The sequence below is a fragment of the Brevibacterium gallinarum genome (assembly GCF_014836885.1).
Classification (GTDB): domain Bacteria; phylum Actinomycetota; class Actinomycetes; order Actinomycetales; family Brevibacteriaceae; genus Brevibacterium; species Brevibacterium gallinarum.
The window spans coordinates 1-15,078 of record NZ_JACSPY010000006.1 but is presented as its reverse complement, the minus strand read 5'-3'; the positions used below and the strand labels follow the sequence as shown (position 1 = coordinate 15,078).

Below are 15,078 nucleotides of genomic sequence, written 5' to 3'. Positions count from 1 at the left end.
GAGCCGAGGGTCAGCGCTCAAGCAGCCGCTGAGTGCGCTGCCCGATCAGCTCCTGCAGATCAGGCGAGGCTGAGAGATCGGGCGTCTCCGCCTCGACAGCTGTGCGGATCTCCTCGAGTGCCTCGGTGACGATGCGTTCGGCATCGCTGAGCTTCCACGAGGAGAGTTCGCTGACGAGGCTGCTGTGCGTGACGTCGGCCAGCCGGTAGTGCCGGTCGACCGTCAGCGCCAGCCGGCCGTCGGAATCGCGATGCTGAGCCATCGGCACCATGTCGTAGGCGGGAGCCAGCGTCGTCTTCTGGTCTGGCAGATGCATGAGACCGAGGTTCTTCGCGTGCATGTCGAGGTTCCCGATCGCGCAGCACAGGACCACCTGGCGGGCCAGCCGGATGAGTTCTGGCCTCGGGCAGCGACGGCGGACGGTTTCGGCGATCCGTTTCAGCGTCACCGCTCCGCCGACCTCCTGGTATTTCTCATCGCCGGCGGCACCCAGCGCCTGGTTGAAGTCCTCCTGGTGGAGCCGCTCACCGCGAGTGTCCCGGTCGAAGCGCTCGATGACGAGCGCTGGCAGCTCTGCGAACGCCGTCAACTCGACTCGGTAGTCCGCCAACCCGATGGCGCGGGCCAGGCGCCAGCCGTATTCCTCATCGCCGATGACCGTCGGATGCGCCGAGAGGCTCGGCTTGATGATGTGCGTTGAGGGATAACCGCCTGCGACGCGATGCCACCGGCCGTCTCGCTGCGCCAGGACGATCTTCGGCTGCACCCCGGCCAAGGAGGTTCTGCCCGACCGCCGGCTGTTCGCCAGCGGGTCGGACATCGGGCTCTCGAGCAGCGACCGGATCTCGCGGTCGCTGACCGGAGTGTTTTCGGGCGTCGGCGGTTCACTCGGGTCGTCGACGTCCCAGATCTGCACGGCTCCTGCGATGTCTCGTCCGTAGCGGGCGAGGAATGCCGGCGTATCGCCTCTGCGGAGACCGCTGCGCTCAAGCATCCAGGTCAGGATGTCCCCCTCGGGCAGCAGCTCGTTGAAGAAGTTCCGTCGCCTGGCGGCGTGGTGGCGCGGTGGTCGATCAGTCAGCGGGACGGCGACTGAGAGCACATCGCTGTTGATGCCGAAGCGGCTGATGGCTTCTGCACTGGCCGTGAAGTCGAAGTCCTGCGGCCCCTGCGCATCGATGTGGCCGACGATGAGACCGTAGAGCTCAACTGCCAGGCGCATCGTCGATCGTCCATTCTGCACGCAGGGTGACGCCGCACTCCTCCAGCAGGGTGAATAGCCGTTCGGCGTAGAGGGTGTGCTTTCCGGATTCCATATCGGAGATGGCACTCTGCGCGATACCTGAGATCCGGGCGAGGTCTCGCTGGGACCAGCCGCGGTCCATCCGCGCAGCTTGGATCGTCTCCCCCAGGTCCTCTGGGGCGATGATCCTCGACCAGCGGTCCATGGGCACCTCCGGCTGTCGCAGCGAATTGATCAGATAAACCAGATCATACCAGCATGATCGAGAAATTCAGATCAGCTGAGTTCGATCTGGATTTTGAGATCATGTTCTCCCGGCCTCAGTGTCGGGCTCTGAGCATGGTTCCATTCCGCCGTCCGAGGTAGGTGCCATCTCTCACCACCTGTTCGCCGCTGACCCATACAGAATGGATTCCCGACGGCGAGCGCATCGGGTCGTCGAAGGTCGCGTGGTCCTTGAGGCCCTCGGCGTCGAAGATGACGAGGTCGGCACAGCTGCCCGCTGTGATTCGGCCGCGGTCAGGCAGGGAGAAGATGTCTGCGGCCAGCGAGGTCATCCGCCGGATCGCCTCTTCGATGCTCATCAGCTTCTCGCGGCGCACGTAGACGTCGAGCATGCGCGCGAAGGTTCCATAGCCTCGCGGATGCGGTTTGCCACCTGTTCCCACCGGCAGGCCGTCGGAGCCGATGGCGGTGTACGGGCTGCGCAGCGCTGTCTGCACGTCTTCCTCGCCGATGCCGTGGATGATCATCGTCGCCTTGAGCTGTTCGTCGATGAGCAGGTCGGCGACAGCATCGAGAGGATGTTTGTCCTGTTGGGCTGCGAGCGCCGCTAACGACAGGCCCTCATATCGGTGGCTGCCAGTGCTGGCGATGACGATGTGCTCCCAGCCCGTCGAGCGCACATGGCTTTCGAAGCTTCCGGATGGTTCGGCGATATCGTGTGCCATCCGGGTACGCTCACTCGGTGAGGCAAGCCGTTGTAGCAGGGCGGGCGCCCCGCCGTCGTGGGCCCATGGCGGAAGCACAGCTGTCAGCATCGTCGAGGAGGCGGTGTAGGGGTAGACATCGTGGGTGACATTGAGTCCTGTGGCGCGATGGCTGTCGAGGGTTTCGATGATGTCGCCCATCTGCCCCCACAGGCGTCGGCCGGCAACCTTGAGGTGGGAGACGTGGCAGCGCACACCGGCTTGCGAGGCGACGCTCACCGTCTCCTCAATGCTCTCGCGGACGCGGGACGATTCGTTGCGCATATGACTGGCGTATACGGCTGTTGATGGCATGACGGAGGCGAGTTCGGTGATCTCTGCGGTGGTGCTGAAGATTCCCGGTGGATAGATGAGTCCAGTCGTGAGGCCGGCCGCACCGCTTTCGAGCGCGCGGTAGAGCTGGTCTTTCATCACCGTCATCTCAGCTGGCGTCGGTGCGCGCTCGTCGGATCCCATGGCGGCGACCCGCAGCGTGTTGTGACCGGCGAGAAAGGCGAAGTTGGTGATGAATCCTGAGTCTGCAGCCCGCTTGTGGAGCTCATCGAGACTCTGCCAGTCGAAGTCGAGCGGCGGGAAGATGCGCTGGGCCAGGGTAGTGAAGTCATCGACGAAGGCCGGGTTGATCGGGGCGAGCCCGAAGCCGCAGTTGCCGTTGACCTCGGTGGTGACGCCCTGGAGGATCTTCGAGGTGTCGTCCAGGTCGATGAGCGGGGAGCTGTCGGAATGGCTGTGCACATCGATGAACCCCGGCGCAATGCACAGCCCCGTCACGTCGATCGTGCGGGCAGAGTGCGTCATTCCACGGAAGCGCCCAGACGGTGAGATCGCAGTGATTTTGTCACCGGTGATGAGCAGATCCAACAGCTGGCCAGCGCCTCCTGTGCCGTCGTAGACGGTGGCTCCGCTGAGCACGGTTGACTGCGCCATTCCCTGTCCGTTCCTCCTCTGGCTGCCGGCCGGCGATTCACCGGCGCGTCAGGTCATTTGGTCATATGGGCGTTCCAGAGCACGATGCCGGCACCGGGGACGAACTGCACTCCTTCGGCATCGACCGAGGCGCCGACGATGGTGCGCTTGTTGCCGTATTTGATGATCGGCCGGTATTCGTAGACCCGGGTCTGGAGCCGGTCGTTGGCTTCAGCTGCCGCCTCGTCGTCGGCGGCGAACGTCAGGTCGTTCATGGCTTCGCTCAGCTCATCGTCATCAGTCCAGCCGGGCCACGATCCGAGCAGGAACACCTGTGTGACCGGTACGGCGTTGACCGACCACCCGGTGGTGAAGAGCTCGAAGGCGTTCTCGTCAGCGCGCATGCTCAGCAGCGTCGCCCAGTCGACGACGACCATCTGCGTGTTGAAGCCTGCCTTCTTGAGATTCTCTTCGACGACGACGGCCGAGTTGTAGTGGTCTTCGTACTCACGAGACGTGAGGATGCGAACCGGCTCGCCGTTGTATCCGGCTTCCTCCATCAGCTTCTTCGCCAGGTCCGGGTCCTGCTGGTTGAAGAGCTCGAGGCCTGCTTCGGTGTAGAACTGCTGTCCGGGCAGACTGATGGCTCCGTTGACGTCGTAGAACTCCTCGGCGGCGAATGCCGCGAGCTGGATGTCCTCGTGGTTGAGAGCGGCCGCCACAGCGTTGCGCATCGTGTTGTCGGCCATGATGCCGGCTTTCTTGTTGAAGGCGACGCCGTTGAAGCCGTTCTCACCGATGATGGACTGCAGGGTCGTGTCCTTTTCGAGCAGTCCGGAGTTGTCGAACGGGATGCCGGCCGCAGCGTCGTATTCGCCGGTCTGCAGGCCGGCCAACCGGGTGGAGGAGTCAGTCACGAGATCGATGATGAGCGTGTCGGTCTTGGCTTCTCGATGCCCCGCTAGTCCGCTCGACTCCCCTTCTGGGGACTGATAGTCCTCGAATTTGTGCAGCTGGATGTACTGGTCCGTTCGCCATGTGTCGAACACGAATGGCCCGGTTCCGACGAACTCGGTCAGACCCTCCGCCGGAGTTTCGTCGAGGATCTTCTTCGGCATGATCGCGGTCATCTGGCCTGGGTCGGAGAGGAAGTACAGCAGCGTGTACATCTTCTCGGGCGTGTGCACGGCAACTTCGCGGTCTGAGACGACTTCGACGTCGGCTCCTTCGAAGAACTGCTGGCCGACGCCTGAGATCTCCATCCACCGGTCGAGGCTTGCTTGGACGTCCTCGGTCGTCACCGGATCGCCGTTGTGGAACGTGAGCCCCTCCCGAATGGTGAAGGTGGTGGTCTTCCCGTCGCCGGATTCCTCCCAGGATTCGGCGATGTGCGGCTGCACCTGGAAGTCGGCATCCTGCGTCAGCAGCGGCTCGAACATCAGGCGGGCCACCTCTGCGGTTGCCGTCGCGGTGCTCAGCAGCGGGTCGAGCAGCGGTGGCTGGGCGTTGAGCGCGTAGTGGAATTCCGACGTCGGGTCGCTCGGTTTGGCTCCGCAGCCGCTGACAGCCAGCACAGCTGCGGTGGCGGCTATCGCCAGAACACGCATGAGGCGTGGTCGGTGCGTGCTCATCGCGTTCCTCCCTCGCCTGCGGTCGCGCCCGAGGCGGTTGCTGCCGCAGCTGCTGCGCGCGGATGGGCGTGCGGGATCGAGTCGAGCAGCTTCTTCGTGTATTCGTCCTTCGGATGTGCGAAGAGCTCGTCGACCGGGGCTTCTTCGACGAGTTTGCCCTTGCACATCACTCCGATCCGGTCAGCGACGTAGCGGACGACGGACAGGTCGTGTGAGATGAACAGGTAGCTGAGGCCGTGCTCCTCCTGGATCCGGTTGAGCAGGTTGAGGATCTGCGCCTGGATCGACACGTCGAGAGCGGAGACGGCTTCATCGCAGAGGATCACCTCCGGGTGCGTCACAAGTGCGCGGGCGATGCCGATGCGCTGCCGCTGGCCGCCGGAGAACTCATGCGGGTAGCGCACCAGGTGCTCTTCACCGAAGCCGACCTCCTCGATTGCCGAGACGATGCGCTTGCGGCGTTCGGCCTTGTCGCGGATCCCCTGGATGACAAGCGTCTCGTTGAGGATCGAGCCGATGCGCTTGCGCGGGTTGAGCGATGAGTTCGGGTCCTGGAAGATCATCTGGACCTTCGAGCGGTAGGACTGCTGTTCGGCGCGGCTGAACTCGCTGATCGGCTGACCGTGGAACACGATGTCCCCCGATGTCGGTTCGATGAGCGCCTGCAGCATCCGGCCCGTTGTGGACTTGCCGCATCCGGATTCGCCCACGAGGCCGTAGGTCTCTCCGGGCTGAATGGAGAAGCTGACGCCGTCGACGGCATGGACTTCTGACGTTTTGAAGCCGATCGCATTGCGCAGCGTGAAGGTCTTCGTCAGCTCACGCGCTTCGAGCACTGGCGCGTTCTCGGTCATCGTTCGCCTCCTTCTGCTCTGTGGTCTCCCGTTGGCGGCGCGCTCTCACCGTCGTTCGGCGCGCCCGCCTCGGCGTCGATGAGACCGTCGACTGCCTTCCAGCAGCGCACCGACCGGCCAGCGGCGATCTCCGTCAGCTGCTGTCGGTTCTCCCGGCAGGCGTCCTCCGCGAAAGGGCAGCGTGCAGCGAACCGGCATCCGGCTGGAACGTCGTAGAGAGTCGGCACGCGTCCGGGAATGGTCGGCAGCGGCTGCGTGCGATCGGTGTCCACTCCCGGCGTCGAAGCCAGCAGCCCGCGCGTATAAGGGTGCTGGGGGTTGTCGAGGATGTCGCGGACCGGTCCGGCTTCCACAGCTTCTCCCAGGTACATCACCATCACGCGGTCGCAGACCTCTGCCACGACTCCGAGGTCGTGGGTGATGAGGATGGTGGCCATGTCGTGCGCCCGGCGCAGATCGTCGATGAGCCGCAGGATCTGAGCCTGAGTGGTGACATCGAGGGCCGTCGTCGGCTCGTCGGCGATGAGCAGCGCCGGTTCGCAGATGAGCGCCATGGCGATCATGACGCGCTGGCGCATGCCTCCGGAGAGCTGATGGGGGTAGTCGTTGATCCGTGCGTGCGGGTCGGCGATGCCGGTCTGTTCGAGGGCATCGATGGCATGCTGCTTCGCAGCCTCCTTCGACATCGGCTGGTGGATGAGGATCGTCTCGATGAGCTGCTGGCCGACGGTGAAGACGGGGTTGAGCGAGCTCATCGGATCCTGGAAGATCATCGAGATGCGGCCGCCGCGGTACTGCCGCATCCGGCTCTCGCTGACGGACAGGAGATCTGTGCCGTCGAATTCGACGGTGCCGGAGTAGTCAGCGGTCTTCTCATCGAGCAGACGCATGACGGACTCTGCGGTCACGGACTTCCCGCAGCCTGACTCGCCGACGATCCCGAGCACCTCGCCGGCGTCGACGTGGAAGTCGATGTCCTCGACAGCAGTCACATCGCCCTGCTCGGTCGCCAGCCGTGTCGTCAGCCCGCTGACCGTGATCACGCGGGCCGGCGCCTCGGGATCGGTGGCGCCGTGGGCACCGTTCGGTTCGACTGTCGTCGTCATTTCCGTCCACCGCCTTTCCGCACGGCTTTGCCGGTGTGCGGGTCGAAGAGGTCGCGCAGGCCGTCGCCGAGGAGGTTGATGCCGAGCACGGTGAGGATGATGGCCGCACCGGGCACGATCGTCATCCACGGGTTGTTGAAGATCAGGGTCTTGCCGTCGAGCAGGATGTTGCCCCACGACGGTGCTGGTGGCGGCACTCCGGCGCCGAGGAAGGACAAAGCGGCCTCGGTGATGATCGAGTCAGCGAAGATGAAGGTTGCCTGGATGATCGCCGGGGAGACGACATTGGGCGCCATGTTGAGCCAGATGATGCGGTTCGATGAGGCGCCCTGGGCGCGCAGCGCTTCGACGAAGGTCTGCTCCTTGACCACCAGAGCGGACGAGCGTACGACGCGCGCGACGTAGGGCGTGAAGACGACTGTCAGCGCGATGACGACATTCGAGGTCTTCGCACCGAGCACGGCCATGAGCGCGATAGCCAGCAGGATGGCGGGGAAGGCCATGAAGCCGTCGCAGATCCGCATGAGGATCGCGTCGGCCCACCGGAAGTAGGCCGAGTACATGCCGATGATGTAGCCGATGACGGTGGAGAGGATCGCGACGGCGAAGCCGACGAACAGCGAGACCCGCGCTCCGTGCAGCACGCGCGAGAGCAGATCCCGGCCGTAGTTGTCGGTGCCGAGAAGGTAGTCGCCGCTGGGGCCCTGCAGTCGGTCCTGGATGTTGAGCTCCAGGGGACCGCGGGAGATGACCATCGGGCCGAACGTCGTCAGCAGCACGATGATGACGACGATGATGCCGCCGGTCATGATGAGGCCGTTGCTCGTCACCCTGCGGAAGACCAGCTGCCGCATGCTCAAGCGCTCGAGGCCGACGGTCGAACCGGGCTGCGCTGCGGAGGATCCTCCGGCCGGTCCCGAGGTGCCGGTGGTCTCGCGGGTGAGGCCCGCCTCGGGTTCGGGGTGCTGTGGTGTGGTGTGGGCTGGTTTCGTCATGACAGTCGCACCCGTGGGTCGAGGAAGCCGTAGAGGATGTCTACGAGCAGGTTGATGAGCATGTAGGACACCGTGATCATGAGTACGACTCCCTGGATGACCATGAAGTCTCGGCGTTCGACCGAATTGACGATGAGCTGTCCGATGCCCGGGATGTTGAAGACCGTTTCGACGACGGCGGCACCGGCGATGAGGGTGCCGATCGACTGGCCGACGACGGTGAGGATGGGGAACGAGGCGTTCTTCAGCCCGTGTTTGTACACGCGGCTGCGTTCGGACACGCCTTTGGCCAGAGCCGTCTTCATGTATCCGGCGCGGAACACGTCGAGCATCGATGAGCGCGTCATGCGGGCTGTCAGTGCGGCCTGCATCGCTCCGAGGGCGAGCGCCGGGAGGATGAGATAGCGCAGATGGGTGCCGAGCCCTTCTTCCAGGCCGCGGTAACCGGCGACCGGCAGCCAGCCGAGCCAGCCGGCGAAGATGAGCATGAGGAAGAGGCCGAGCAGGAAGCTGGGTACGGAGATGCCGAGCAGTGAGAAGGCCATGAAACCCTGGTCGACAGCTGTGCCGCGTCGGCGTGCGGCGATAATGCCGGCGGGAATGGCGATGATGAGCGCGACGACCTCGGCGAGGATCGCGAGCGACAGCGTCGGCCCGAGGTGCTCCATCAGGACTGACGTCACGGCTGCTCCCATGAAGTGGGAGTACCCGAGGTCACCGGTCAGCGCGCCGCCGAGCCACGCGAAGAACTGCACGACGAGCGGTCGGTCGAGCCCCATCTCGGAGCGCAGCGCTTCGACCTGGTCGGAGGTGGCGTTGGGTCCGAGCATCACCGAGGCCGGGTCACCGGGGGTGAGATGAACGAGGGAGAAGACGACGATCGCAACGACGGCGAGCACGGGGATGAGCGCGAGGATGCGCTTGACGATATAGCTCAGCATGTCGCGACTCCGAGGGGATCAGTCGAGTGAAGTAGATCACATACTGGCATTGTCGTCGCAGGTGGGGCAACCGCTGCGCGGTTTCGTTGCCGCGTCGTTATCACAGCACACTCCCACCCTGGCCGCGCACGAGTCGACCATTCCGGGAAGCGAACTTGCCGCCGACGATGACGTCATCGACACCCGTGGAGAGCTGCCATGGGTCGTCGAAGGTGGAGCGGTCAGCGACGGCATCGAGGTCGATGACCGCGATGTCGGCAGCCTTACCCTGTGCAAGGACCCCTCGGTCGTCGAGCTTCATCCGGGAGGCCGGCAGGGACGTCATCTTGCGGACCGCCTCTTCGATGCCGAGCAGACCGATATCGCGCACATAGTGGCCGAGCACTCGCGTGAACGTTCCGAAGCTGCGCGGGTGGGGTCGGCCGGGCCCTTCCGCGGCGAGCTGGTGGCCGTCGGAGGCGACGGCCACCAGCGGGTGGGCAAGGGCAGCGCGGACGTCGTCTTCGGACATCGAATGGTGGATGATTCCGACGGCTCCGGCGTGGGCGGCGAGCATGCGCAGGGCGGCTTCGGCTGGATCGCACCCGTCCTGCTCGCCGATCTCGGCCAGGCTCTTGCCTACGACCCACTCGTATCCACCGGGGCCGTCGGGACTGACGGCGGCGATGACGACGGCTTCAGCGCCGGAGCGTCCGTCGATGGTGCCTGCCAGAGCCGCGCGGATGCGGGCTCGCTGCTCCTGATCGGCCAACCGGTTCGGCAGACCATTGCGCCCGTCTTCGAGCGACCAGTCAGGCAGGAGCGACGTCAGGGTCGTGCTTGAGGCCGTGTACGGGTAGACGTCAGCGGTCACGTCGACGCCGGAGGCGTGCGCCTGCTCGATGAGGGCCAGCGCTTCGGGCACGAGGCCGTAGTTGTGGCGGTCGGTGGCCTTGAGGTGGGAGATCTGCAGCCGCCCGCCTGCGTCGGCGACGGCGGTGATCGATTCGCGGACAGAGTCGAGCACGCGGTCGGCCTCGTCCCGCATATGGGTGGAGTACAGCAGGTCGCATTCGGCTGCTGCTGCAACAATCTCCGCTACTTCGTCAGGCTGCGCATAGGCACCCGGGGCGTAGATGAGGCCGGTGGAGAATCCTCGGACGCCGGCATCGGCGGCGGTGCGGACGCCATCGATCATGTGCTGCCGCTCGTCGGCAGAGGCAGGTCTGGAGGCATTGCCCATCGCCATTCGACGCAGAGCTGAGAACCCGACCTGGAACGCGGTGTTGATCTCAAGTGGAAGCGCAGCGGTGGCGGCGAGGAACCCGGCGGCATCGGTCGCTTGAGTCGCGAAGACCGGGCTGAGGTGACCCCACGTGCGCCGCACCTCATCGAGGTTGGGAGCTGGGAACGGGGAGGATCCGCAGTTGCCCAGCAGCAGCGTCGTCACGCCTTGGCTGATCTGCGACGGCGCTTCCGGGCAACCGTGAATTGTGAAGTCCGCGTGGTTGTGCAGGTCGATGAAGCCAGGTGTGACAATCCGGTTGGAGGCATCCACCGTCTCGGCCGCGCTCTCTGCAGGGATGGCGCCGGGTGCAGCTACGGCGGCGATCTTTCCGTCTTTGATACCGAGGTCACCGGGTTCGGCCGGTGCTCCTGTCCCGTCGACAACCATGCCGCCTACGATCCTGATGTCGAACATCCCGCTGCTTTCCCACGACCGCATTGCCGTGCTCATCCGATTCGTGCGCCTGACTCGGCACTTATTGTGATGCGCATCACTGTTCGATCACCGTACGGCAGTTCCGGTAAACCCCGCGAGTGTTCTCACCTGAAGAGACGGCAGCTTCTTCAGCCGCCTGAAACCGCAAGCGATCAATCACGCTGAACCGAGCATGGGCGAGCAATTCAAGAAATCTCGAATCCAGGTGTGCAAACTCAGAGATCCGTGTTACCGTTGTCGCAGAATCTTCTTCTGCTCTTTGACATCATTCTGATGCGACCGGCAGACAGATTCCACATCATTCGCTGTCGCTTATGACATCGCCTGAATGAATTGAAAGGAGGCGGGCACGATGATGATCTTCACCACGCTCACGGCCACGGGAGCTGCCGATCGCGGCAACCCGGCGGGCAGCCGCCGCGTCCCGCCTCGCTTCTCCGCGTAGAACTCGGCGCCAGGCACACAGCGAGCACCACCTTCCGACGACCTGCGGAAACCGTTCCGCACGCATCGTCGCAGATCTGTCATTCATCGACTTCGTCACCATTGAGAACACAGATCAATGGATGATCGAATGCCATGAATTGCCATTCACTGCTGTCTTCCTGAAACGCGCCGACTCCCTTTCTTTTCATCACTTCCGTTTTCGACGGCAGGCTATTCGCCCTGCCCGAAATGGTCATCCAAGGACTTTCTCATGTCATTTGCTCATGCATATCCGATACACCGCCGGTGGGTCATCTTCGCTGCCGTTTCGGTGCTGCGGTGGGCCCGTCGCAAGCCGAAACCCCGCCCAGCACCCAGCCACGTCGAACTGCACCGCGCAGCAATCCTGCAACGCAAGGTCAGCGATCAGGTGGAACGCGAACGCCACGCCGCCCAGCTGCGAGCCCTGTCGATCCACCGCCCGATCATCTGATCACCTCAACCGCGACAGCCCTGTCGTTCCACACCACGTGTGCGAACGACAGGGCTGTCCACAGTTCGACTGCTGTCGCACGGTGATGTCTGCGCCTCGTGGCACGATGGTTCCGTGATCTCGAAGCTGCCGCGCATTCTCGCTCCTGATGTCGATGAGTACCTCACCGATGTCATGGCTGAGCGCGGTCGAGACTATGCCGAAGACCAGCGCGTGCGCCGTGTGAGCTGGGATGCCGAGCATTCGACTCTCAGCGGGGAGGTCGTCGGCAGCGGTTCGAACATCTACCGGGTCCGGATCTGGCTGACCGAAGCTGCGCTGAGCGAGCCGAACTGCTTCGAGCCGGCCAGCAGCGACTGCAGCTGCCCTGTCGGCTACGAGTGCAAGCACGTCGGCGCCGTCCTTTACTCCATCGCCGATTACGGCGACAGCGACGACACCGCAAGCCCGCGCACGGGCCTTGAACATGTAGTGCCGTCACGCGCCGCCTCTCCACAACGTCCCGACGACTGGCGTGCCATGCTGACAGAGCTGCAGGTCCGCCGGCGCGCACACACAGCACGCCCCGAGGACACACTGCTGGCGATCGGCTTCGACATCGAGCGGACCACCACCAGCCGCTGGTTCCACGGTCGCCACCGCAGCCCACTCGCCAGCGCCGATGTCGTCAACCTCTCCGGTATCGACCTCGGCAGCCTCAGCGTCACCCTGCGACCGCTGCGCCGCGGTGCTCGGAACAACTGGATCAAAGGCGGGCTCGGCTGGCGCAACTTCACCCGCGGCCTCGCCGATCCGCCCGGTATCCGCCGCGACCACACCGCGGTACTCAGCCAACTGCACGCTCAGAACACCACCCGCAGCTACACCTACGGCAGCGACCCCGACACCGCCGTATTCTCTGCCTTCGACCCCTCCCTCGTCTGGCTGCTGCTCGCCCGCGCTCAGGACACCGGCATCGAGCTGACCGGCCACGGCGTCGTCTCCGAAGTGCGGGTCGTCAGCTCCCATTCCCCACTCACCCTCACCACCGCCTCGGGAACGGAGAAGACGACCGAGACCGCCGACGTCATCGTCGACGTCGTACGCCAGCCCGGCGGCTACGCCTTCACCGCCCTCATCGACTTCGCCGGTACCGTCCCCGACCACGTGTTCCGCGTTGGGGAGAACGCCATCGCCTTCATCGACCGACTGCCGGGCAACACCCTCCGCCTGACCCTGGCCGAAACATCCACCCCAGTCTCCGAACCGCTCGGTGAGATGCTCGCCTCCCGCACGACGCTCAGCGTCCCCGATCACGACGCCGAGGTGTTCTTCACCGAGTTCCTCCCCGAACTGCGGGGGCTGGCCACGCTCACCAGCCACGATGCCTCGGCCGAGCTGCCGGAGTTCCGGGACCCGCGCCTGCACGTGGAGGTTGAGTTCGAGCCCAAGCAATCCCTGCTGCTGACCTGGTCGTGGGAGTACTACGGCCCCAAACGCCGCCTTCCGCTCGCGCACAATCGCTGGCACCACCGGGAGCCGGACCTCGAGCGCGCCGTACTCGAGGAGATCCGGCGGATCTGGCCGACGGCCGCCACCGTCGATGAGGAACATTTGATCGGAATCGACGCTGCCCAGTTCGCAGTCCGGGCGCTGCCGCGACTCGAGGACCATCCCGAGGTCGTCGTTGAGATCAGCGGCGAGCGCGTCGACTACACCGAGCTCACCGCGCCCCCGCAGGTGCGGGTGACGACTGAGGCGACCGACGACCGCGACTGGTTCAACCTCGCCTTCGAAGTCACGATCGAGGGCAAGAGGATCCCATTCGCTCCCCTGTTCGCCGCCCTCGCCCAGCACAAGTCGCATCTGCAGCTTGTCGACAACACGTTCTTCTCCCTCGACCATCCGGCCTTCGACAGGCTGCGCGAACTGCTGCAGGAGGCCGAGGCACTCGGCGAGTGGGAGCCTGAGCGCTCGAAGATCAGCCGCCACCAGGTCTCGATCTGGGATGAGCTCGTCGAACTCGCCGATGAGGCGGTCCCCGCGCGTGAGTGGCGGGAGTCGATCGGCCGGCTCGGTTCGCTGGAGGAGCTTCCCGCGCCCGAGGTGCCGGCTGGGGTGCGTGCCGAGCTGCGCGGCTACCAGCTCGATGGGTTCCGGTGGCTGGCGTTCCTGTGGGAGCACAGCCTCGGCGGGATCCTCGCCGACGATATGGGCCTGGGCAAGACGCTGCAGACTCTGACCCTCATCACTCACGCTCGCGCGCGAGCCGCGGAGGCCGGTGAGACGATGCCGCCGTTCCTCGTCGTTGCCCCGTCATCGGTGGTGTCGGTGTGGCAGGCTGAGGCCGCCCGCTTCACCCCGGACCTGAAGGTGGCAGTGCTCGATACGACGACGCACAAACGCAAGCAGCCGGTCGCCGAGGCGATTGCCGAAGCCGATGTCGTGCTGACCTCGTACACGATCTTCCGCATCAACGGCGAGGAATTCACCGCACTGCCGTGGGGCGGTTTCGTCCTCGATGAGGCACAGTTCGTCAAGAACCAGACCGCCAAGACCTACCGCGTCGCCCGGGAAGTCCGCTCCCCGTTCACGCTCGCGATCACCGGTACGCCGATGGAGAATTCGCTGACGGATCTGTGGTCGCTGCTCTCCCTGACAGCACCGGGCCTGTTCGCCTCACCGGTGAAGTTCAAAGAGGAGTACGTCAAGCCGATTGAGAAGGGCGCTGCGCTTACTGCAGAGTCCGGCGTCCTCACTTCTGCGGACGACGATGCGGCGGTGCAGGAGCGGCTCAATGTCGGACGGCAGGCTCGCCTGGAGCGGCTCCGTCGGCGGGTGCGGCCGTTCATGCTCAGGCGCACGAAGGACCTCGTCGCCGCAGAGCTGCCGGCGAAGCAGGAGCACGAACTGCACGTGCCTCTCGAACCCAAGCACAAGAAGCTCTATGACCTGGTGCTTCAGAGAGAACGCAAGAAGGTCCTCGGCATGGTCGGCGATCTCGACAAGCACCGGATGACGGTTTTCCGGTCGCTCACCCTCCTGCGGATGCTCGCGCTGTCACCCCAGATCGTCAGTGATGAATACGCCGATGTGCCCTCCAGCAAGCTCGAAGCGCTGTTCTCCGGCCTCGATGAGGTGCTGAGCGAAGGGCACCGGATCATCGTCTTCTCCCAGTTCACCTCGTGTCTGCGACTCGTCGCCGAGCGCCTCGATACCGCTGGCATCGACTACGCCTATCTCGACGGCAGCACACGCAACCGCAGCGAGGTCATCGACGGTTTCCGCTCCGGCACCGCCCCGGTGTTCCTCATCAGCCTCAAGGCCGGCGGGTTCGGGCTCACGCTGACCGAAGCGGACTACGTCTTCCTCCTCGACCCCTGGTGGAATCCCGCCGCCGAGGCGCAGGCGATCGACCGCACGCACCGGATCGGGCAGACGAAGAATGTCATGGTCTACCGGCTCGTCGCTGCCGGCACTATCGAGGAGAAGGTGCTGGCCCTGCAGCAGAAGAAGGCCCGGCTCTTCGACACCCTCATGGATGACGGACGCGCTTTCAGCACGGTGCTGACTGCCGACGATGTCCGCGAGCTGTTCTCTCCTGCAGACTAGGCACAGCCTCTCGATAGACTGCGTGTGAGCCGGTCCACAACCCCCGATCGACTCCAGTCGATCGACTGCATCGCGCAACTGCGCGAGACGGCTCATGGCTACGACTGCCTCTAGGTGTAGTTCCTCGGGAGGTTGTGAACGGGATTTGAGGTCAGAGAAGACCCCCGGTATCGAGGTGGGTAACGACACGCACCCTGACCC

Annotated in this window: 12 protein-coding genes; 2 read left to right on the top strand and 10 right to left on the bottom strand. The window is 64.6% G+C overall.

Going from position 1 to position 15,078, the window contains the following annotated elements:
- Positions 1–10: 10 nt before the first annotated feature.
- From H9634_RS07400 to H9634_RS07355, 10 genes are all read right to left on the bottom strand, one after another.
- A complete protein-coding gene (locus H9634_RS07400) occupies positions 11–1,222 on the bottom strand; it encodes a type II toxin-antitoxin system HipA family toxin (protein WP_191726064.1) in 1,212 nt (403 codons plus the stop codon).
- Positions 1,206–1,448 carry a helix-turn-helix domain-containing protein gene (locus H9634_RS07395; protein WP_191726063.1) on the bottom strand — a complete coding sequence of 81 codons (243 nt, stop codon included), beginning with the start codon at positions 1,446–1,448 and terminating at the stop codon, positions 1,206–1,208. Before H9634_RS07395 ends, H9634_RS07400 begins: the two co-directional genes overlap by 17 nt.
- Before the next feature lie 115 nt (positions 1,449–1,563).
- A complete protein-coding gene (locus H9634_RS07390) occupies positions 1,564–3,159 on the bottom strand; it encodes an N-acyl-D-amino-acid deacylase family protein (RefSeq protein WP_191726062.1) in 1,596 nt (531 codons plus the stop codon).
- A 53-nt stretch (positions 3,160–3,212) separates the two neighbouring features.
- The gene (locus H9634_RS07385; protein ID WP_191726061.1) at positions 3,213–4,769 is read right to left on the bottom strand and encodes an ABC transporter substrate-binding protein; all 1,557 of its coding nucleotides are present in this window, start codon (positions 4,767–4,769) and stop codon (positions 3,213–3,215) included.
- The gene (locus H9634_RS07380; RefSeq protein ID WP_191726060.1) at positions 4,766–5,623 is read right to left on the bottom strand and encodes an ABC transporter ATP-binding protein; all 858 of its coding nucleotides are present in this window, start codon (positions 5,621–5,623) and stop codon (positions 4,766–4,768) included. The genes H9634_RS07385 and H9634_RS07380 overlap by 4 nt, the downstream gene beginning before the upstream one ends.
- The gene (locus tag H9634_RS07375) at positions 5,620–6,729 is read right to left on the bottom strand and encodes an ABC transporter ATP-binding protein (protein WP_191726059.1); all 1,110 of its coding nucleotides are present in this window, start codon (positions 6,727–6,729) and stop codon (positions 5,620–5,622) included. Before H9634_RS07375 ends, H9634_RS07380 begins: the two co-directional genes overlap by 4 nt.
- Positions 6,726–7,724: an ABC transporter permease gene (locus H9634_RS07370; protein ID WP_225210714.1), complete on the bottom strand. Its 999-nt coding sequence runs from the start codon at positions 7,722–7,724 to the stop codon at positions 6,726–6,728. The genes H9634_RS07375 and H9634_RS07370 overlap by 4 nt, the downstream gene beginning before the upstream one ends.
- Positions 7,721–8,665 (bottom strand): ABC transporter permease, encoded by a 945-nt coding sequence (locus tag H9634_RS07365; protein WP_191726058.1) that lies wholly within the window; start codon positions 8,663–8,665, stop codon positions 7,721–7,723. The genes H9634_RS07370 and H9634_RS07365 overlap by 4 nt, the downstream gene beginning before the upstream one ends.
- Before the next feature lie 100 nt (positions 8,666–8,765).
- Complete coding sequence (locus tag H9634_RS07360) at positions 8,766–10,346, bottom strand: N-acyl-D-amino-acid deacylase family protein (RefSeq protein WP_191726057.1); 1,581 nt, start codon at positions 10,344–10,346, stop codon at positions 8,766–8,768.
- Positions 10,347–10,891: 545 nt separating this feature from the next.
- The gene (locus H9634_RS07355) at positions 10,892–11,050 is read right to left on the bottom strand and encodes a hypothetical protein (protein ID WP_191726056.1); all 159 of its coding nucleotides are present in this window, start codon (positions 11,048–11,050) and stop codon (positions 10,892–10,894) included.
- 14 nt (positions 11,051–11,064) lie between these two features.
- On the opposite strand from H9634_RS07355, the gene H9634_RS07350 reads away from it, so the two are divergent.
- Positions 11,065–11,286 carry a hypothetical protein gene (locus H9634_RS07350; protein ID WP_191726055.1) on the top strand — a complete coding sequence of 74 codons (222 nt, stop codon included), beginning with the start codon at positions 11,065–11,067 and terminating at the stop codon, positions 11,284–11,286.
- A gap of 114 nt (positions 11,287–11,400) precedes the next feature.
- Positions 11,401–14,877 carry a DEAD/DEAH box helicase gene (locus tag H9634_RS07345; RefSeq protein WP_191726054.1) on the top strand — a complete coding sequence of 1,159 codons (3,477 nt, stop codon included), beginning with the start codon at positions 11,401–11,403 and terminating at the stop codon, positions 14,875–14,877.
- The last annotated feature ends 201 nt before the right edge of the window (positions 14,878–15,078 follow it).